The sequence below is a fragment of the Amphritea atlantica genome, assembly GCF_900111095.1.
Lineage (GTDB): Bacteria > Pseudomonadota > Gammaproteobacteria > Pseudomonadales > Balneatricaceae > Amphritea > Amphritea atlantica.
The window spans coordinates 70,840-94,088 of the sequence record NZ_FOGB01000010.1 but is presented as its reverse complement, the minus strand read 5'-3'; the positions used below and the strand labels follow the sequence as shown (position 1 = coordinate 94,088).

The window sequence follows — 23,249 nt, the reverse complement described above, 5'->3', positions numbered from 1 at the left end:
GTCGATGAACTTCTTAAAGATATTGTTGGTACCGATCGTGAAGTACTGGGCCAGCAAACCGGTAATGTCGTCAACTATTATGAAGAGCGTTGGGGGGCTGGCGCTGTTCTGGCAACCGATAGCTATGCTATCTCTCCGGCGGGAGGGCCACAGGCCAGCCGCTACGAGATCCTTGAAGACGGAACCGGCATCACGCTGCTGGAGTGGGAAGATACGGCCACCTCGGATACCTTCTGGGGCGTTGAGTTGTTCCAGAACAATGTGCGTGTTGTGCAAACATACTCCCAGACATCATGGGAGTTAATGGGCAGCTACGATGCGAACGACGTATTGATAGAGACCATTATCGATGATGAGATAACGGGCGCGACCTTTATCGACACCACCGGTGTCAATCCATCGACGACCGGAGAAAGTCTGTCGCGCTTCAATATCAAAGATGGTGTGCTGTATGACAAGATCGCCTTAATCGATGCCAGCCTTGCCGATATTCTCGGTGATGGCGGTGTCAGTTTTGCCGCAGGCCTTAGCAATGCTGTTAGCACCGTTCGAGATGCGGCGCGTAACGTCCAGCAGCTGGAAGATATGCTCAATGAAGAGCTGCGTATCTTGTTAGCGCCTCTGGGCATTGCTCCAGACGCCGACATGGTTGATATGAGCTACGCCAACTCTGCGTTTGATTTCGATCTGAACCTCGATCTGATTGCTGAAAAGCAGTTTGATCTGGCGCTGGATATTGATGCCCTGGGTATCGACACCTGGTTAGGCCTGCCTGATGGTGCATTAGACGCTATCAACGTTGAAGCGAACGGGAAAATAGATCTGCGGGCGGAAGCTGGCCTCGACCTCGGTTTCGGTTTTGATCTGAGCGATGTTCGTACACCTCTGTTCTACATTGATGAAGCGACAGGCATCAATGCATCGCTTCACGGAGGGGTCGATGATCTTGATATTGCGCTGGGCTTCGACGCAGGTCCATTAGGGACCATCGGTTTACTGGGAAAACACGGCAGCGCTAATATCGATCTGGGTTTTTACGCCAATATGGGTAACCCAGGCGCCGACGCCAATGGTAACGGCTATTTAGACTTAACCGAAGTGAAAGACGGCTTCCAGGCGTCGGCTTATGGTTCAGCCGGTCTTAATCTGCCGATGTTCTTCCCAATTGAGGCACTGCCGCTGGGCGGCACAGATAAAGACCTTGATGCGGATGGCGTTGCGGATAATGTCCTGTTTGCCAAAGCGGCATTCAGTGTCGATCAAAGCCAGAACTTTGTCAGCACCTTCGATTACAACCTGCCGAAATTCAATATGAATTTCGACGTTATCGTGTTGCTACTGGATCTGTTGAATGACCCGAAAACCGTTCGCGAAGGTTTGGAAGGCGCATTCTCGGCCATTAACGAAGTGGCCAATGGTATCGATAATATCGAACTGCCGCTGGTGGGTGGTGAGCCGTTTGATGATCTGGCGAATAGCCTGCGTAGTCTTGAGACCAGTGTCCTGGGTGAAAAGGATGCCAGCGGCTATATCAATGGGCTGGGTAAGAAATTACAGGATCTTGAAGCCGTTGGCGGCAAAGTGTTTGAAGCGCTGCTGAACGAAATCCGTCAGGGGCTTTATGACGGGCTGAAAACGATTAATAGCCCGCTGTTCTCCTTTGTGGTGCCATTATTAGATGCTTCCGGTGCGGTTCAGTACGATGAAAATGGCAAGATAAAAACACGCTTGCCCACCAGTGCTGACGACATTGAGTTAACTTTCTCAGCTAATGGCTTATTAAGTTTTGATATCAAGTTTGGCGGAGTGTTGGTCGATGGTGAGCTGCCGGTTGATTTTGCCGTGGGCATGCCCGGATTAGGTTTGGATGTTGATGCCTCCCTGATTGCTGAAATCGATTACCTGATGGGGTTGGGTATCGGCTTAGGCAATATGGCTCCGTTAGGCAGTGGCCCTGATTTTGGTTTGTTCCTCAATACCTCAGGTATCAACGCTAAGGGCGAAGAGATCGCTCTGGATGTCGACGCGCGCCTGAAAAACGGTTCTACCGCGCAGGGTACTCTGGGCTTCTTAAAGGTCGATGTGACTGACGAAACCGGCGGTAAGGTGCTGCAATACGACAGCGCCGGGAATGTTATCAACGACAAAGGGGCAGGTATCAGCGGCCACTTTGGTTTTGATATTAAAGATATTGGTGGAACAACCGGCACCGTTGCCGCAGACGGCCGTTTAGAGCTGGGCGAAAAAGTTGAACTGGTCATCAATGCCAACGCATTTGCCGAGGCGAAGTTGTTTACCAAGGTGTCGACGTCGGCGGCAGATGTGTTGCCGTCTATTGATACAACCATCGTTTACTACCAGGATTTAGCCAGCGGCTCCCTCTCTACCAAAAGTGGTGCGAGCATCTCCTTTGGCGACCCGAATATCACTTTACAGAATGTCCGCTTAGATGCGGGCTCGGTATTTGAAAGTTTCCTGGGTGATACCTTCGACACTATCTCCGATATTATTCTGCCACTTAAGCCGGTTATTGATCTGCTTAATACCGAGATAGATATGGGCGTTGCGAAGCTTAAAATCCTCGACATTGCCTACCTTCGATTGCCTGCCACAACGGTTGATACTGCGAAGAAAGTGATTGCCGCTCTGGCAGCCACCATCGACTTTCTGGACAAAGCGAAAACGTTAAAATCTGCCGGTTATATCGACTTTGGTGACTTTAATCTGACCGGAGGCTATGCCACAGATACCTCCGCGCCGGTCACCTCTAAAAATACCGCCGGCGCAAAATCAGAGACCGATCGTAATGCCCAGCTGGGTTCCCACGCGTCAACTATCGCCGGTCCGTCGCAGGATGGCGTAGAAGGTGGCAAGTCCAGCGCGAATAAACCAACCAATAACCGGGCAACCTTTGGTAATCCTCAGGGGCAGAAGAACTTCAGAATTCCGATTCTGGAAGATCCGGCCAGCCTGCTGCAATTTATCACGGGCCGGGGTGAGGTCGATCTGTTCTGGTACGACCTGCCTGATCTTGATCTGTTTTTTGAATATCAGAAGACCTTCCCGGTTTATCCTGGTTTTAACGTCGGTTTCTTCGGTGAGATCGGGGCCAGTACCAACTTTGATTTCGGCTTTGATACCCGTGGCTTCCGTGAATGGATGAATACCGATTTTGATGTGGCTGAATCCTGGCGCTTATTTGATGGCTTCTATCTGGATGATCACGGTCTGGAAAATACCGTTGATGATAAAGCGGAAGTCACACTGCGCGCTGCTGTGGGTGTTATCGCCAGTCTGGGGCTGGGTGGCCTGGTTGAAGCGGGTGTCAAAGGGGGTATTGAAGCGATTATTGGTTTTGATCTCAACGATAAGGAAACCAATTTCCTTGATGATCTGCCGGTGGGTGATGGCAAGCTCTATGGTTCAGAGCTGGTTGAGCGGATTACCCATGGCCCGCAGTGTTTGTTTGATATGTCGGGCACCCTGAACCTGTTCCTGGAGGCGTTCCTGTGGGTCGGTATCGATGCTGGTCTGACTAAGATAACCCTGTTTGAAGCACGCAACCGTTTCGTCAATGAGGTGTTGGCAACCTTCGAACTTGAATGTATCCATCATGCACCAGATCACATCGCTTCCTGGGAACGTGATGATCAGAGCACTGGCAACCTGATTTTAAGCTATGACAAGGGAGCCGATGCGGATGCCCATAGCTATACCGTTGATGTTATTACGCCGGATATTGATTTAACCCTGCAAAAGCTGTCGGAAGAGGGTTATCTCGATACCGAGTATTACACCAAAGCGGAAGAGACCGCCTTGCGTGACCGTATACGCAGCCTGAAAAGCAACAACCCTGGTGAAGATATCATTGTTGTCAGTACCGGGCTGGTCGCTGAGGTCTATCTGGCTAAAAATGTAAATACCTTAACCATTGCCGGTACATCAGGTAATGACCGCTACAGCCTGAAACGTCTGAATGGTCGCGTGGATCACATCGACGTTGAGCTGGGTGGCGGTAGTGACTTCATTGAGATGATTGCCGATCCTGAAAATACCGCGGTCCTCGCGGGGCTGTATATAAATGGCGGAGCAAACACTGGTAACGCATTGGAAGCGGGCATCGAAGACGATGTTATATCCATCGATACCGGTTATCTCGGTGCAGGAAATGCGAACGATACCTATCTGATTGAAACTGGTGATGGCAATGACCAGGTGGTGGTTAAAGGCGAGAACTTCACCTATGACGGACTGACGGTCCGTGGTAACGCCGGTGACGACATCATTTTCACCGGTGACGGTCATGACCGGGTCTTCGGTGGTGACGGTTTCGATACCATCGCAACCTATGGTGGTAACGATTACGTTGAAGGTGGCGATGAGGATATTACCACTGATATCGCAACCTTTATCGACCCGGATGGTGAGGTGCGGATAACGCCAATTTACCAATTGGATGGTACCCCTTACGCGCATTACAACGATCAGGGTATGCCCACTGATGGTGCGGGTGGTCCTGTGTTAACCATTACCAAAGAAAACTCTCAGTTCAGAACCCAGTTTGGTGATTTCATCGACGGTGGTTTAGGCAATAACACCATCAGAGGTGGTGCGGGTAATGATGAGATTTCCGTGGGTGGTGTGGATGAGAATGGTAACCCTGTCCTGGGTGGTGTGAATGATATTCAGGGTAATGCCGGAGACGATATCATTAATGCGGGTACCGGCTCTGTCAATGTCGATGCCGGTGATGGTGATGATACCGTGGTCTGGCAGTATGCGCCGCTGGCGGCGGGTGCCAATCTGCTGATGCTGGGTGGTCTGGGTACCGACACCTTTGATATCACCGTTAATGACGATGCCAGTCATGTCGATCTGCGCAAGCTCAATGCTGCGCTCTTCTTAGCAGATGGTGTAACACGGGATACCCGGGCTAAATTAACTATCGATTTTGCGTCTGACTATATTGTTATGGACGATATCGAAGCGTTAAAACTCGATACCCAGAAAGAGAGTGACGATATTGCCATCGGTGACCTGATGGATACCTCGCTGCTGAGTGTGGATATCACGCTGGGTCGGGATAAAGCCCGTGAATGGCAGCCAGACCGGGATGTCGACGGTAATTATCAGGTGTATCCTGCGGATTACTCCGCCTTCCTTGCACAAACACCGCAGTTGGATGAAAACGGCGATGTGGTCAAAGATTCCAATGGCCATGTGATTTATGTACCGCAAGAACCTCAGAGCTATATCACCAACGTGCGTCAGGGCGAGTACTTCTATCGTTATGATCTGCAGGAGGGGGGCAAGTACCTGACCACATCTAACGGGGCTCCGATACTCGAATCCATCGTTAATGTGGCAGACTATCAGGCGTCATCACCGCAAAACAACCAGCAGGAACTGTGGCTGGCGGACGGACTGGATAACGTCACGGTCTTTTACGGTTACGATGACACGAAAACCGATGATGGCCGAACAGTGGGCAACTCAGTAACGATTACTGCCGGTATGAGTGCGGCTGAGGTGCAGGCAGCGCTGGAGTCTATCACCGCTATCGGCGTGGGTAATGTCACCGTTACGCCAGCGGCGCCAGCCACCGAGAGCACTCATGGTACGCAAGCCAATCCATGGGTGATTACTTTCAATGGCGCGACGACCGATCTGAACAGTAACTATCTGATCCTGGCGCACCAGTACTACGTGCAGAAGCATAGCGGCCCAATGACTGAACGCAACGATACGCGGGCGCAGCAGTATCTCTATCATCTGGATGTGTTGGGTGCTGAGTATCTGTCTAACGCGGATCACGCCCCGAATGTCACCACTATCACCGATAGCATGAGCGAAGTCCCGCGCAATGGTGCCCAGCTGCTGGCATTTGACGTACTGGACTACAACGAAGATGCTCCCGTCAATGTAAATGGCATTGTCTGGTACAACAATGAAGGTGTTGCGCTATCGTCAACAATGACAACCGCAGAGGTGCAGGCAGCACTTGAAAGCCTCAGCGGTATTCCCGCTGGAAGTGTCGGTGTGAGTGGTCAGGGAACAATCAATAACCCCTGGCTGATTCGCTTCTCCGATAACCCGTCCGGACCTGCTGCTGATGAAGCAGCCAAAGGCGCGGATGGTAATTTCCATACCCTTGAATTTGTTGTCGGTGGCAGCGCCCTGGGGGCCGGAATCATCACCAGAACCACGGTGCTGGGTGATGATATTAATCTGCCGACCAATATAGAGCAGTCGTTTACGGTTCCTGCGGGTAGCAAAATCACCTCGGTCAGTTACGGTGGCGGCACCGTTGCTGTCGATGCTGATGCGACGCAAGCGTCGATAGAAGCAGCGTTGTTAGCGCATTTCGGTATTGACGACGTAGTGGTGACGGCCGGTGATACCGCTGGCAGTTGGGTGGTGCAAATACTGGATGCTATCAAGGATGCGGATGGTAACTATAGTCTGTTGAGTTTTGATCTGGTCGACAGCAGCGCGGCCGTCAGCACGCAGACGGCAATCTCTTCGACGGTAACCGATCATGTGGTTTTCCCGGGGAATGACCGTCAGGCCCTGAGTGTACCGGCCGATGCGTTTAAAGCTGAGTTTTCCTATAACGGCCAGACGGTTGAGATCTCCCTGGACCTGGCCGCGTATAGCTTTGTTAATGGGGTTGGCGAGACCGTACAGGTGTCGTTGGCAGAGGCAACGGCTGCGGCCATAGAAGCGGCGCTGCTGAACCATCCGGATATCAGTGCGGTGAAAGCTACCATGGGCTCTGAACCGGGTCAGTGGATTATTCAGTTGCTGGATGCCACAACAGATACCGATGGCGATTTCTTTGACCTGAACCTGACCGTAGTGGAAAAAATCACCGATGCGCTGGCCGTTTCTGCCAGCGACACTACGCTGCCTAACCCAGGCTATGTCGACGGTGTGAGCGACCCTGCAGATGCTGTGTTCACTTTCACCAATGGTGAACAGCATCTCAATTTCAGCACCGACTCCGCGATGGTCTGGTACGGCACTGAGCGGGTATTACTCAACAGCACAATGACCGAGGCCGATATTGTGGCCGCGTTTAATACTATTGATGGCTTACGAGCCTCGACTGTTGCTGTTGTCATTAATGGTGTGGGTGACTGGAGCATCAGTTTCACTCCGCTGGATACGGTTAATACGCCTTATGAAGTGATGAAGCTGGCTGAAATTTCCATGCTGGCGGTGGCCGATCAGGTGGTTATCCAGTCACAGGAGATGAACAACAACGGGCGAGTGCAGAATTTAACCCTGGCCGCTGGCCCGGTATCGCTTTGGTATGGCGATAAAGCGATTGATATCAGTGTATTGAGTGCGGCGGGAATAGAAACCGCCCTTGAAAAGCTGGATGCCATTGACGATGTTCATGTGACCGGAGCGGGCTCTGCGGCTGATCCGTGGCAGGTCACTTTCTTGCAGGCCGGGCAAACCGAAGAGGGTGCTTATCTGCAATTGCGTGCAGAACAATACTCTCTGGGCGGCTCCGTGGTGCAGACGACTGAGGCATTCTCCCGCAACCTGAGTCATGGGGTTGTTGCCACGCAAGAGCTGTATCTGGAAGACTGGCAGGACCATGCTTACTTCACCTATAACGGTGAATCGGTGGTCTTGCAGCGTGACATGAGCGCCCTTGACGTGGAGTTGTATCTGGAATCGCTGGATACCATTACCGATGTCTGGGTCGGAGGTTCGGGGATTGAAAATGATCCATGGACCGTCGCCATTCTGGATGCAGACCAGAACAGCGGTGCCAACTATGTTATGGATCGCTTCATCAACATCCAGAATATGGAAGTCAAAGCGGATGTTAATACGGCGGATAACAAACAACAGCAATACATCAATAAGACAGATGTGGTTGCCGGAACCTATCTGTATTACGGCGATTTCAGTGTTGAACTGACAGCTGCTGATCTGACGGCGGCGGGCTTACAGACGGCATTGATCAGCGGTGGTGTGAATGTGCTGGTGTATGATGAGGCCAGCGTTTACCGGATTGAGTTCGTTAATCCCGCGAGCCAGGCGATTGTGGTCAACCCTGGTGGGGGCGGTTCACTCGAAGACTTAACGGTGGCTCAGGACATTAATGTCAGTATGACGCTGCCTCTGGGAGTCTCCAGTACAACATTCAGCCACCCGGATTACCCATCCATTACGGTTGATCTAACCACGCTGAATGCCGCCAGGAGCGCGGCCGAAGCTGCTGCAGAGGCGGAGACTTTAGCGATTGCTGCGGCAGCCGCAGCACCGACAGATGCTGCACTGCAAACGGCGTCTGCCGCTGCCACAGCGGCCGCGACAGCCGCTGCAACGACCGCTTCTGATGCGGCGCAGGATGTTGTGTCAGAGCTGCAAACAAAATTTGCCGCCTGGAACGCGGTTGACCAGTTGGGTAATGCGACTCAGATTACGGTCAATGGTGATGGCTTAAGCCGCAATACGCCTTTCACGATTGCGTTAGACGGATTCTCATCCACGCTTGCGATCACCCAGACATATGACTTCAGTGGTGCCGGTGTACAGGCGCTGATTGACAATATTTCATCCAGCTACAAGGTGATTGAACGGGTAGATGCTGCGGGTAACTGGCATATCGAGCTCAACGGCGCAGGTGATTATGCGGTCCTGCCGCTGAATTCACCGACAGGTGCGGCGGAGGGATATTTGTCATCGTTCCAGACTATTGAACAGAATGTGCCCCGCATGATCGAGAAGCCTACCTGGTCCATTCCTGAGGGCGGCGGTGAAGCGGTTCTGGATGGTGGCACCGACTGGTTTGAAGACCCGACCTACAATACCGATAACGCCAACGACAGCGTGTTAATCGAGGGTGGCGACGATGCCAGTATCCGGGATTACTTTACTGTGGGTCACGAGTTACAGGATACCGGTCTGGTTGATGCCAGCCTCAATCCTGTTCTGAAGAAAAACACCGAAACCGTGCAGGTTGTGCACCGCCGGGTGGATGACACCCAGGCGGATCACTTAAGCGAGCGGCAGGTGACGATTACCGTTCGAGGTATTGATCGCAAAGCGAATGAGTCGGATACCACAGACAAGTTCGACACTATTAATATCGATGCGCTGGGCGGGGATGATTTCATTATTGCGGGCTTTAGCCCGAATGACGAACCGATTCTGGGCAACACCATTAATTCTGATGCGGTCATACTGTCACGGGCTGTGGATAATCTGGGCCTCAGCGGTGGTGACGGCGATGACCGTCTGATCGGCAGTCAGTACAACGACCGTATCAATGGTGGCGAGGGTAATGATGTTATTACCGGTGGTCGTGGTACCGATATCTTCGAAGATATCGATGTCGATAATAATGATATCGATACCCTGATAGAGCAGAGAGATCTCAATTTCAGCTTGTCGGATGCTTCCTTCAAGGTCACGGGGCAGCAGCAATCCTTGCTGGACCCAACCAAAGATGTCGCCATTAATGAAGATGAGACAACAGTTGGGGTGTTTGAGCAGTTTGAAATATACGGTGGCGCCAGTGGTAACGACTATGGCGTGAGAGATTTCACCAAGAGCGCCTATTTCGATGGTGGCTTTGGTTCTGATAACTATGTGATGACCCTGAGTGGCACTGTCGATGATCAGTCCAACATCCATATCATGGATAGTGGGACCGGCGCGACAGAGAGCGATGTGCTTGAAATTCGCGGTGCTGATGATGCCGATGACCTGATGCACTTAGATGTTGATACCCAGTATCAGCTGTTAGAACGGCACAGAGACTCAGCCACTAATGCGTTGAGTGATTTTGTGCTCAGCTATTACGATAGCAACATCAATGTCTCTGCGACAGATACCGCTGCCACCATCCAGTCGAAACTGGCGGGTGCCGGTATTGTTGCCCGGGTGGCTTCTGTGGGTGGCGATGCGCTGATGATCGAGCTGGTGGATGCCCCCCAAACCTCAGAGAAGAAATTTATGCGCTTTGAGGTTGATGATGCGACGGCGGCGTCGGTCTCTGTTATTCGCTCCTTTGTGGAACGTCTGGCGGAAGATGGTACCGGTGCTGCCCTGCTGGCGGGTAAACCAGATATCGACGCGATGTTTGAGCGTAAAGATAATGAAATTCAGGTTTACAGTCTATTGCCCGGTCAGACCGGTAGTTACACCCTGAGTTATGATGGGGTGGCGACCAGTCTGTTAAACAGCAGCGATGATGCAGCCACTATTAAAGCGGCGCTGTTAGCGCTGACCGATCCGCTGACCGGTGAGAAGAAGATCACCGATGTTAATATCAAGGGGACAGGTACTAACCGTGACCCCTGGTATATAACCTTTAAGGGCGCGACTCAGGATGTGCAGGGTAACTTCCACTTATTGCAGTCCAGCAACCCGGCTCTGATCAATAAGCCGGTTGATATTGCGGATGCGATTGCCAGCACTACACCGTCAATCTCCATGGCAGACCCTGAATTCTATCAGCGGGTTTACTACAACGATGGCCTTGGCACCGTGTCTGTGCACGGTGGCGGTGGCAACGATACCTTTGTTGTTGATGGCACCATGGCGTCGCTGAATGTTTCCGGTGATGCCGGTGATGATAACTTCCTGATCGGACGTGTTATCGAAACCCACTTTGTGGATGATGGCCATGGCGAGCTGATCGAAGTGGTTAAAGGCCTCAACGGTATTACCGCCGGTGTGAATAACAATAGCTTCTTCTACGGCGGTACAGGTAATGACTACTTTGAGGTCAACCATAATATTGGCCAGCTGTCTTTGTATGGTGAAGCGGATGACGACACCTTCTTCCTGAAATCCCATCTGCAAAGTGGGGTATCCCCGTCGAGTGCCGCGAGCGATACGGGCGGTGGCGGTATCGTTGCCGGTGCTGGCGATGAGAATAATCTCACCGCCGAAGATGAAAAAGACACCATGATTAACTACGTGCAAAATAATCGCGTATCTATTTTTGGTGGTTCTGGCTTCGATACCCTGATTCTGTCGGGCACACGTCTTGGCGATGAGTTTAATATCTTCACCGATGAAAACGATAAACAGTACATCTACGGTGCGGGTCTTAAGGTTGAGGGGGTTCAGGGTATTGAACGTCTGGCCCTGCTGACCGGTGCAGGTGAGGATGTCATTAACCTGTACGGCTTGAATGCCGATATCACCCTGTTGCTGAGTCTGGGGTCTGGCGATGACCATATCAATTATGGTGGTGCAGGTGGAACCTTTAACGTTACTTATCCTGAATCCAATGCCACCTATACCGTTGAGCAGAACATACTTGATGACGTGCTTGATACGCAAACTATCACCGATAATAAGGTGGTCTTCAGCAAGCGGGAAAATAGTTATGATGCTGCCGCGTGGGAAGCGTTCTTCCAGAAATGGGTGAAGGCCGATGCCAACCCTGTGATTGATGAGGCTCACTGGCGTCTGTTTGAAGCTAACTTAACCGTTGCGTTAAAACTCTTTGCTCAGGGGGTTGAACGGGCACGCTACAACCCCGTGCATGGGGTTAGTTTGTCCAGTCTGGTGCAGAAACGTTTTGGCAATTGGATTTTTAATGTCCGCCAGGACAATACTGCGGCTGTCGATGCCTATGTGGCGAATACCAACTCGCTGGAACAGGCGCTGAACTTCGCTGGCCAGGAGTGGGGGCAAAACTATCCCGATGGTGACTGGGAGAACTACTTCGCCACGGATGTTGCCCTGGAGGGTAAACCCGGTGGTCGTTCTATCGTTGCACCCAAACTACCCGATGAGATCGATTTTGATCTGTTCAATAGCCTGGCTGATAGCGGATCTATCAAAGCGGGCAATATGACGCTGGACGATGTTTTCTTCGGCACCTACTTAAACTGGGTTATCGGCCAGACGGTCACCGGCAGTATTATTCAGAGTGATCAGGTACGTCAGGGCTCGTCTAACAGCGCGCCTGAAATTGATAATTGGGGATACGATCCGGATCTGTTTCTGACGGATGTCTACGTGCGCAATGTGCCGGTTTATCACCAGGCGAGTTACTGGTTCTTTGGTACGCATCATTACACCTATACCACTGACTGGGGGGGCGTGACTGGTGTAGGCGATGAAAAATACGCTTCATATGACCGCGTTGGTGTTGCCGGATCGACGCCTGGCAAAGATCTGTTCTGGGATATGATCTCATTGTTCTACGATGTCGAAGCGAAGAAGGAGAGCGATACCACGATTAATGTCGTGCAGAACTATAGTGCGGCAGAGATTACCGGCACAGCGGCGTATAAATTTGACAACCTGCCTGAACGGACCGTGGCTAAAATACTGCCTGAAAACTACGATATGTCGCGTATTGCCGGCCTGGTTCGGGTTGTGGGTGGCGCGGATACCGACACGGTGACGGTTAATGCCAGAGATAATGCCGGTCTGGACATTACCTTAGCGAAGCAGCAGCTGGAAACGGTTGATTTTGATTTCAATCTCACCAAACTGGCTGAGCTGACCACCGGTACCGGCTTTACACCGGATGATCTGAAGAGCGCGTTAATCCGCGCCCATAAAGATACTCAGGTGGGGGTTCTTGACGATCTGCTGAATGGCGATGTGGCAGAGGCCAGTGTCACCTTATCGAAAGATGTTCTGGTCGAGAAATTTACCGCACTCGAATACCTCAATCCTTTGCTAGGGGCTGTTACCGCACTGGCAGATTCAAACCCTGTGGTATCGGACACAACCTTTATTGATCGCTTAGATGGTTTTGTGAAGCGGGGTCTGCAGTTGATGGGTGAGAACCTCATCAGCACCTATGACTTCTCTATGGATGTACTGGATGCCCTGCTGATCGATCCAATGCTGGATGAGATATCCGATGCTACCGGCCTGGTGACCAATGTGGTGACGGCGCTTGAGAATCTGAGAAGCTATCTGGATCTGTCGGGGGTTCGTGACCAGCTTAAAAATGGCAGCTTACCGGATGGCCGGGTTTATGACATCGCCTCTGACTCCGCACTAAGGGTGTATAAGCAGACTCAGCTGGACACATCGATTCGTTCGACCAGCTACGAGTACTCTCAGAATATCTGGGATAACGATACCTGGGATGCGGCGTATGACTGGAATGCCTCACTGGGTGATTATGTTGGCCGTTTAGACCCTAATGCGGATGATGTGCAGGCGCTTACCCGTAACGATAATGGTTATGGGGATGGACCGCAGGCCGATAGTACCGCGGGTAAAACCAACTATAACGTGGTGCGTGAAATTGATACCCGTGAAATTCTGGCGATCAATTACACCGTTGGTGATACGTCTGGTGTTCAGGGGGTTAACTGGGTCAGCGGTACGGTGGGTAATAGCGATGCGACCCGGGGCAAAGAGATTCTGCTCAATACCCTGTATGCAGAGATAGTCGATAATCTGGATCACTCCTATTACAGCTATTCCTACTACGGTGTGGGCGCCCAGCACCAGGAAATTCTGGAAGCGGTCGCCCTGCGTCGCTTTAATCAGGACAGTGCTGCCAACGATGTTGCCGCCAGTCATGTGCTGGATGACGGTGTTTATCTCACCGCGGCTAACTGGAAAGCTTACGCCAATGCCGTTGGCCAGAGCGCTATCGGTGATCTTGAATTCAATGATGCCAACGTCACCCGCTTAATCGAAACGCTGGATGGCGGTCAGGCTCTGCGTACCGATGTCGAAGCGCCACTGCTTGATGGTTTAATCATTACCCGTGATATCAATGGCCAGGCCGTGGATCACGAGATTAATATCAATGGTGTGCAGGATGACTATGGTTTCTATTTAGCTGAGTCGGTAGAAGTCCTCATGACGATCAGTGAAACGCTGGTGGTTACAGATGAGTTTGTGACCGGTAAAGGTGCAGTTGAGAACGTGGTATCGTTTGATACGCTGCAAGGCCTGGGGGAATACGCCGTGCGTATGGTGGGCGTCGAAGATATCGTCCTCAACCTGAATGCCGATGATGCCAATGACAACAGTCAGATTGTCGTGGATAGAGTCTCAATTGAAAGTCTGCACCATGCAACCGACGTTACGGTTAATACCGGTGCCGGTGGTGACAAACTGTTTGTTTCCGCTGCAGGCGCTGCGAATATCGAACTGAATACGGGGGCGGGCAATGATTCGGTTACCCTGTCCGACACCGGGGCCTATGCTGAAGTGAATGCGGGGGCCGATGACGATACGATTCGGGTTAACTACAACGCCAGTGATCTGCAAACCAACCGCGATGGCATCGGTGGTGAACTGGTGCTGCGGGGTGAAACGGGTTCTGACTGGTATTACATTGGCCTGGCCAGTGAAGGTGAATCCGTCATCACGATCGATGATGATGCCGCTGACACCGGTTTTGACCGGGTTGCGATTCAGGGAACCGATCAGGCGGATAGCTTCCTGTTCCGGCCGGATAGTATCTTTGCCCTGCAGGTGGATGCCGCGGGTAATACGGTGGTCGGTGCACCTGTCCAGCGTGTTAATTACAACATCGATAATAACGACGAAATCAACGTCTATGGCCGTGATGGTAATGACAGCTTCACTTTCGATGACACCACCGCGAAGATGTCGGTGTATGGTGATGCCGGTGACGATACCTTCCAGGTAGGACAGGTATTCAATTCGGCCCGGGATAATGTTGAATCGGGTCTGAAGCCGGAAGACTATTTCGCGACGACACTGGTGTCACAGGGCTATATCAGTAACGGTATCAGCTACGATGCGTCTCTCAATGGTGGTATCGGAGAGGACAATTTTATTGTCTATCGCAACGTTGCCTCTGTTGATCTGAATGGTGATGAAGATAACGATACCTTCTTAGTCCGCAGTTTCGTGTTGGTAGATCCTGACGATGAAAACGCACCGGTCGCCAATATTAATGGTGGTCAGGGTGCCGACTTCATCAACTACGCGATGAACGCTCCGGTCAATATTCGCGGTGGCGATGGTCTGGATACTGTGACTATTCTGGGTACCGAGTTCGGTGATGATTATGTGATTACTGAAGAGGGGGTTTACGGTGCCGGTCGCTTTATCGGCTTTGAAGGGGTTGAGCGATTAATTATTAATGGCATGGAAGGCAACGATAACTTCTATGTTTACAGCACCAGTGAAAACCTCGATCTGAACCTGATCGGTGGCTTAGGCAGCGACACCTTTAATACGGCGGGTGGCAACGATGGCAAGCCGGTCACCGTGGTTGCGGATGACCTGCAGGGCCACAGTGGCTTGCTGGAACACACCCTGACGACCGGTGATGCACGCTTCCAGGCACTGACTAAAACCATCTCCGCCGATGTCATGGACGATGATGAAGCAGGTGTCATTATTCGCCCTGTCGGTTCATCTATCCGTACATTTGAACATGCCGCGGGTGTTGTACTGGCGGACCGGAACAAAACCAACAATACCTATGAAGTGGTTCTGACCCGAGCGCCGCAGGATGTTGTGCGGGTAACCGCCAGTGCCGTTCTGGCAACTGAACTGGAATTGAAGCAGGGCGGTAAAGGCGTTGCGCTGAATGGCAGCGAAGACTCCACCACGCTGCTGTTCGATCGTACCAATTGGTTTATTCCGCAGCTGGTCACCGTCACCGCTCCGGATGATGATCTGGCTGAAGGTGTGCGTAATGTGGTGATCCGCCATGCGGTTCAGGAGGGCGATACTGATCAGGATGGTGATGGATATGATCGCCTTCAGGTAAGCCAGATCTCTGCAGAAGTGGTGGATGATGATCTGACGTCCCATAAAGTGATTGATGATAATCCTGATGTGGCAGTGACCCTGATGGCTAATAACCGCTACCAGGTGGCGTTGTCGCAGGCACCCACAGCGGACGTTAAGATTGAAATTGATGCCCCTGATTCGATGGTGACGGATAAAACCGTTTTAACCTTCACGGCCGCGGACTGGGGACCACAAATCGTCTCCTACAGTGCCGCGAATGGTGGCGATCCGGATGGTCTGATCTCCCACTTAGTGATCACCGATGATGCCTTCTATAGCGGGCAGGTCATGGGCAGCATTGATGTGCGTTCAGTGTCTCCGACGGTTCTGATTGCTAAGAGCAGCAGTGAACCACTGGTGGCTGAAGCGGTTGCATCTTTGCGTAGTGACAGTTATGAGCTGATGTTAAGTCATAAGCCGTCAGCTAATGTGACGATCACCATCGCCAGCGATGGACAGTTATCAACCGGCGGTGTCACGACACTTACGTTTACGCCGGACGACTGGTATAAAGCACAAACCGTTACCTTTACGGCTATCGATGATGCAGAGGTTGAAGGCATTCATTACGGTCGTTTAAGTCATACAGTGACCAGTGATGACCCTTATTACGATGGTCTTACCATGGGTGTGGTTGATGTCACTATCGCCGATGATGAATCACCAACGTTACTGATCCTGCAAAACAATGGTCGTGCACAGGTTACTGAAACCGGTGCTGAAGCGGTGCTGGGCGAAGGCATGGTTCTCGTGAGCAGTTCCGGCAGTTCGGCTCAGGCGAGTTTTGGGCTGGCTGAGGTGGAAGAGTTGCAAGGCAACGACACCGTTAAGTCGGCTCAGGATGTGAGTGCCGCACGCTGGACCACCGCCACTGATCCGACGATTTCCAACTCTAAAGCGGCACCGCACATCACCGTTAATGGTCGTGGCGATGGCTCGAAAGATTACTTCAAATTCACCGTTACCCAGCCGATGATTGATGCTGCGGGGGCTGCCGGAATTAGTTTCTGGGCGGATGTGGATTCGGATTATGCTGCTGGTGACAGCGTCTATTGGCAGAGCAAAACCAACCTGCTGAAACTGGATCAGGGGAAAACCTCGGTTCTGCCCGCTACCTATTACAACAACAGCTACATTAATTACAAAATCACCGAAGCAGGCACTTACTATGTCGAGGTTGAAGGCAATACCAATCGCCTTAATCCGGTATGGGAAGGTGTACCCGAAGGGACCGATTATAAGTTGCATCTCAGCTTGCCGCAGCAGGTTACCACGGAGTTTGACTTCACCCAGTCACCGCTGCTTGAAGATGAAGATGCAACCGGCTTCGCTAATGGCACCGGTGGTCAGATCATCAGTGACACTGATGGCGTAGCCGGTACGGGGAGTGACAATAAGGGTTGGTATACAGAGTCCAACATTCTGATCGGCAACTCCGAAGTGGGAGGGGCAATTAACGACTCCATGTCGCATATCACCATTGAAGGGGGCGGCTCAGATAAAACGGATAGCTACCTCTTTGAAGTCACCGATGAGATGCTGTTCAGCGCTGCCGGTTCTGTTAATAGTGATTCTAAAGCCGGCAGTACAGGCGGTTGGTACACCTCCGCGGGTATTAATTTCCCAGCTACCGTTACTGTGGGTGATCGGTGGCATGTCACTGTCTCCGGTGAGACCTATGACGTAGAGGCTACTAGCACCAGTGGTGCTGACCTTGCTACGGCGCTACTGAATAAGCTGAAAGATGCCAATACCGGGCTGGATAGCTTCTTTAGTGCGGCTAAGGGAAGTTCCGCCGACGATGTTGTGATCACCAATGCTGACAACGGCTTTAAGTTGTCGATCACCCATGAAACGACCTATTCTGCGGTGCAAACATCCACCGCATTGCAGCAGACCAGTCTGGTTCTGAAGGCGCCTTCATTCGGCATTGCCAATGGGCAGGACTGGATTGTTACCATTGATGGTCAGGATTACACCTTTGCTAAGTCTTCCGGTGCTAATAACCTCAACACGGTGGGTACAGGCATGGTTGGCGCTGTGAAAGCAGTGTTGGGGCAGGACTATCGGATCACGTATGACAATGCCACTAAAACCCTGATTATTACTGACGATGCCAGTAAAGCGATCAGTGTCAGGGTAGTTGATGATCGTGCCGTCGATACAGGCACCACTCAGCTGGTTGAAGCGACCTTTACGGTATCCGGGCCAGTCAGTACCGCTAAGACCTGGTGGGTAGAGGTCGATGGTCAGCGAGGCAGCTATACCAGCAGTTATACCAAAGCTGCTGACGCGCCCAGCCTGGCAGATATCGCTGCGGCTATCCAGACCGATCTGAATACTAAGCTGCAGGCGTTGGCTGCTTCAACCTATCAGCTAACGGCAACCACCAATGGTTTCAGTGTCAAACAGCTGAAAAATCAGGATATGACCACCGCTGACAGTGGCACTGGTGGTACAGGGGCCGTGGCCCGATCCGCAGAAGTTATTCAGCAAACACTGGTTCTGGATAGCTCGCTTACGGCTGAAAACTGGCGTGTTCTGGCTGGCTCAACAGCCGTGGCCAGTAACCTCAGTGCGCCTTCCAGCGATGCTGAACTTGATGTTGTGGGCGCAGATCTGGCCACTCAGCTGACATCAGGTGCGTATACCGCTGATTATGTGACAGCAGATAATACCCTGAGGATTACCCGTGATAGTGGTACGACCAGTCCGGGCCTGACCCTGAATGCCGTGGTGACTGAAAACACTGAAGCCTCCCGCAGCAGCGCTAATGTGACAGTTTATTCCCAGGCGCTGACCATTGATGCCGGATACAGCTACAGCAGCAGCGATGTCTGGACTATAACGGTTAAGGACGCTAATGATAATGACGTGGCCTACACCGGCAGTTCATTGTCGACGATTTATGGTACCGCCGGAGCAACCGGTGGATTAGCGGGCGTTGCCACAGCACTGACCAATGGATTGGCGGGCATTACGGTGACTGTCGATGCGGGAGCCTTAGTGTTCGTTGCGGATGATGAAAGTAGTGTCTCTGCCAGCCTGACGATTACAAACAATGAAGCGGTTAATCTGCCACAGGCCGATACCCGGGATCGTTGGGACCTGTACGTACTGGATATTGATTCTGATGCATCACCCGCCGTGGGGGATGCGTGGTCGATTACGGTGAATGGCATCACTTACACTCATATCGTGAGTCAGAGTGATATCGATGCCGCTGATCCGATCAATGATGTCGTTGCTGACGGCTTGATGAGCCAGCTTTATGCGGCGGGTCTGAGTGACAGTGCTACCGCAACCGGTCATCAGGTGTTGGTTAATAACAACATCGATGATGCGCTTATTTCCAATGGGCGTAAGACTCAGGTTCAGGGCCTGTTCGATATCGATTATGGTCATGCCTATAGTGATGTCACTACGAGCATCACCAGCAGTAAATCGTTGTCATCTTCAGGCAATATCCTGACGGGGGCCACCACGACCCTGCGTGTGGTGGAAACACAAGTGACTTCCACACAGTCCTATGTGCCGTACATGAAGGTGTTCGACATGACATCCGGCGCCGTTAACGGCACCGAGATGACCTATGATAAAGACTTTAGCTGGTTGGCGGATAACGGCAGCAGCAGTAGGCAGGATCCGATGCTGGAATTCCTGTTTGCCAATAAAGGCAGCTATCGTGTCGAAGTGGGCTATTCGGTTACCTACACCACCGATACTAACGTGCGCACGGAAGTGACGACCTTAAAGCAATCTCTGTTTAGTAGCTCTACCAGCACGACGGTCACCTACGACAGTAAGACCGCTTCAACAACCTATCTGGAGGGAATGACAGAGAACTACAAGCTGAATATCTCACTCGATGGCCATGCGACGGACAGCAACTATGTGAAAATGGATGGCATGTTACTGAAGGTAACCAGCGGAACCAATGCCGGGAAGGTCGCGATTATTGAGAGTTATGACCCGCTCACCGATAGCTATCGGTTTAAGGATGCTGCTGGTGTACTGGCTGATCCGAACTACGCCGAATATGCCCAGCGTCACGGGGCAAATCTGGTGTCCAGTCTGAGCCTGAGTGCAGGTGACCGGTTCGAAGTCAGCTACCTGATGACCGATGTCGATGGATATGTCGATCAAACCTGGCAGGATGACTCCTATCAGGTGGTGCTGTCCGGGGCGCCAATGGTACTTGATCCTGCCACCGGTTTGCTGGTGCCAGATCTGCTGACCGTTGATTTCGCCGGAATTGAAACCCGTACCTATCATAGTAACTACGCATTCGAGGACGGTAAAACCGCCGAGCATAATCTGGTTCAGGTCAACCCAGGCAAATCCAGTATCACCTTTGCTGCGGGTACACCAGGTGCTGGCCAGGTGGCCTGGGATGATATTCAGACGGTTACCCTGTCCGCCGTTGATGACAACATTATTGATGGGGGGGATGCGCAGGTATTCGAACCGTTAGGCGAACGCCTCAACCGTATTCGCGGGCCGATCTCTATCGACGGTGGTTTGGTTGAGAGTGCCGGTCAGAGCCTTAAGGATCCACTCTTATTACCGGAGGAACATAACTGGTATAAAACCGAAGGCACGCTCACCTCGATTACAGAGGTCGGCGGAAAAATTGTGGTGACTGACACCGCCTCAGAATACTGGGACAAAGACAGCTTCACTCACAAACCGGGCTTTAATCTCGACCTTGAGAACGGTCTGTTTGAACTGGTTGTGGTTGATAACGCCACCGGCGAAACTGTCACCATGGAGATTGAGTCTCAAAATGGCCAGAGCTTTACCTTAGTCGGTGACTGGCCAAATGGCACGGTGCCAGCGGCACGCGACTATTACATTAATCCGGTTAACATGAACACCCGGGTGACCGAAGAGACCCAGGTGGATGTGTTCAATCTGTATAACGGCGCCAGCCCGGCTGCGGAAAGTGGCACCTTAACCTCTGACACCATCACCGGTTTTGGTATGGGTGATGACATCAGACTGGGTGATGAATTAATCCCCGGTGGCATCCGTTATGCCAATATTGAAGCGCTGTCGATTGAACTGGGTGAAGGCGTTGATGATCTGACGATTGAGTCGACTCATACCGGCAGTACCACGATTGATACCCAAGGGGGAGATGACCGGATAGCCGTTGAGACGGTGGCAGGCGCTCTGACCCTGAAAACCGGTGATGATGACGACAGTGTTACTGTGGGTAGCCAGCAACAGTTAGCCGATGAAATTGCGGCGTTGCTGGTGGTTGATGGTGGTACCGGTAATAACCAGTTGATTGTGAATGATTCTGGTGATGCCGATAGCAATGAAATGCAGCTGACGTATGACAGTATTACCGGTCTGGATATGCCGTCCCTGTCAGAGGTGCAATCGCTCTATATACGCGCCGTATCGGGCCATTACACACTGGATATCGATGGTGTGGCGATCGAGATCGCTGATCTTGAGGAATCGACTCTGCTGACTGCACTGAAGACTCACTTCAATGCGGGGCCTGGTTTGCTGGTAGAGCGGCAGGAGATCGTGAATGGCTATACCTTTACCATCACCTTTGGTGGTGAATTGGCTGGTGAGTCTGTCCCTCAGTTGCAAATTACCGATATAACCGGGTTGAACGCAGCAGCGGACGCCACCGTAGAGATTAAAACCAGTACCCTTAGAGAGGGCGCTCTGAGCGCACAAACCGGCCGGATTCAAACGCTGACTCCGGCATCAACGGGTGCCTATCAGTTAGAAATTCTGGGCCAGTTAACCGCTTCAATTGCGGTCACGGCCACTCAGGCGGAGATCATTGAAGCGCTACGGCCGATTCTGAACCCGAACAACAAGCCTGCATCCTATGTAAACAGTGACTTGTCGGATCAGCAGGATTACCTGCCTTACACTGACAATGTGTCGGTAACCCGGGTGGGTGATGAGTGGCTGATTCAGTTCCAGGGGGCATATGCCGATGTTGAAATTACCCGGGTGATTGGTGATGCGACCGTTGAAACCCGCATGGAGGGTATTAACTACTACAACATTGGTCAGCTTGAAATTAATTTAGGCAGCGGCAGCGATACCGTGAATGTGCTCTCGACTCATCAGGACACGGAAACCAGTATCAACACCTTTGCCGGTGAAGATTCAATCTACGTCACCAGTGATGCAAACGCTGATCTGAGCAATCAGGACACGGCTCACGGCACTCTGGATGGTATCAACGGCCTGCTGAATATAGATGCAGGCAGTGGCTCTAACGCGTTGTATATCAGTGACTTTGATGACACCGATGCCGATAACGCCACCTTAAGTGATGGCCGCATTGTCGGTATGGCGGCCGGGGATATTACCTACACCGCCAGCCATGGTGATTACAATAATGATCTGGTTATCTGGGCAGGTCAGGGTGCGGATCAGATCACCATTGATGGTGTCTATCTTGACGGGGTTAGCGTGACCTCCTTCTATGCCAACGCTGGCAACGACAGCATTACGATCACCGCCACTGATGATCTGCTGAGTCCGGCTCACGGAGTACTGGCTCCATTGGGTGATAGTGAGGCCCGTCGTCTGGATATCTTTGGTAATACCGGTGACGATGAAATTTATGCCGGTGCTGCCACGCTGGCGATCCGTGTTCATGGTGATGAAGATAATGACCTGATCTTTGGTAGCCAGGGGGATGACATACTCTATGGCAATGACGGTGATGACCGTCTCTATGCCAACGGCGGTGATGACTTCGTTTACGGTAATGTGGGTCGCGATACCCTGGAGGGTAACGACGGTAGCGATACCCTGAGAGGTGGGTTCGGGGACGATATTATCAGCGGTAATGCCGGTGATGACTTTATCTTCGGCGAAACCGGCAACGACATCCTCTTCGGTGATGACGGTTCAGTACAGGACGCAGCAGGCAATGCACTGCTGGCCCGTGAACTGGACAGCCTTGCACTGATCACCAGCGATGACATCACTGCTGCTGGCAAAGATAGCATCGAGGGTGGTGAAGGCAATGACCGTATTATTGCCGGTCTGGGTGGTGACTCTGTCACTGATGCCACCGGCGACAACGTGGTGCTGGGCGATCTGGGGTCAATCAGTTATACCGGCGTCAGTGCCACCAGTGCGGGTATGGTGACCCGGGTTAATGCCGGTAACACTCACGGCGGCGATGACACTATCGCGGTCGGTACTACCTCCGGTAACAATATTGTTATCGGTGGTCAGGGCAGTGATGCGATCACCACTGGCAGTGGCTCGGATGTCGTGCTGGGTGATAACGGTGAACTGGTATACAGCAACGCTATCCTTACGCGTGCAAGGGCGACTGAGACCAGTATCGGTGGAGCTGACCTGATTAATGTGGGTGAAGGTGATAACACCGTTATCGCCGGACAGGGTGCTGATACGGTCAGAAGCGGAAGCGGTAATGACCGGGTGATTGGTGATAACGGTGAGATCGTTATTGGCAGCAACGGTGTGGTGCAGACGATTCAGACTACCGATAT

Annotated in this window: 1 protein-coding gene (running past one end of the window); it reads left to right on the top strand. The window is 52.0% G+C overall.

Annotation, left to right across the window (positions count from 1 at the left end; translation table 11 throughout):
* The coding region annotated (locus BMY09_RS15630; protein ID WP_175483566.1) for a DUF4347 domain-containing protein crosses the window boundary (this coding region is incomplete at its 3' end): on the top strand, positions 1–23,249 show 23,249 of its 36,554 nt. Its footprint begins 13,305 nt before the window's first position.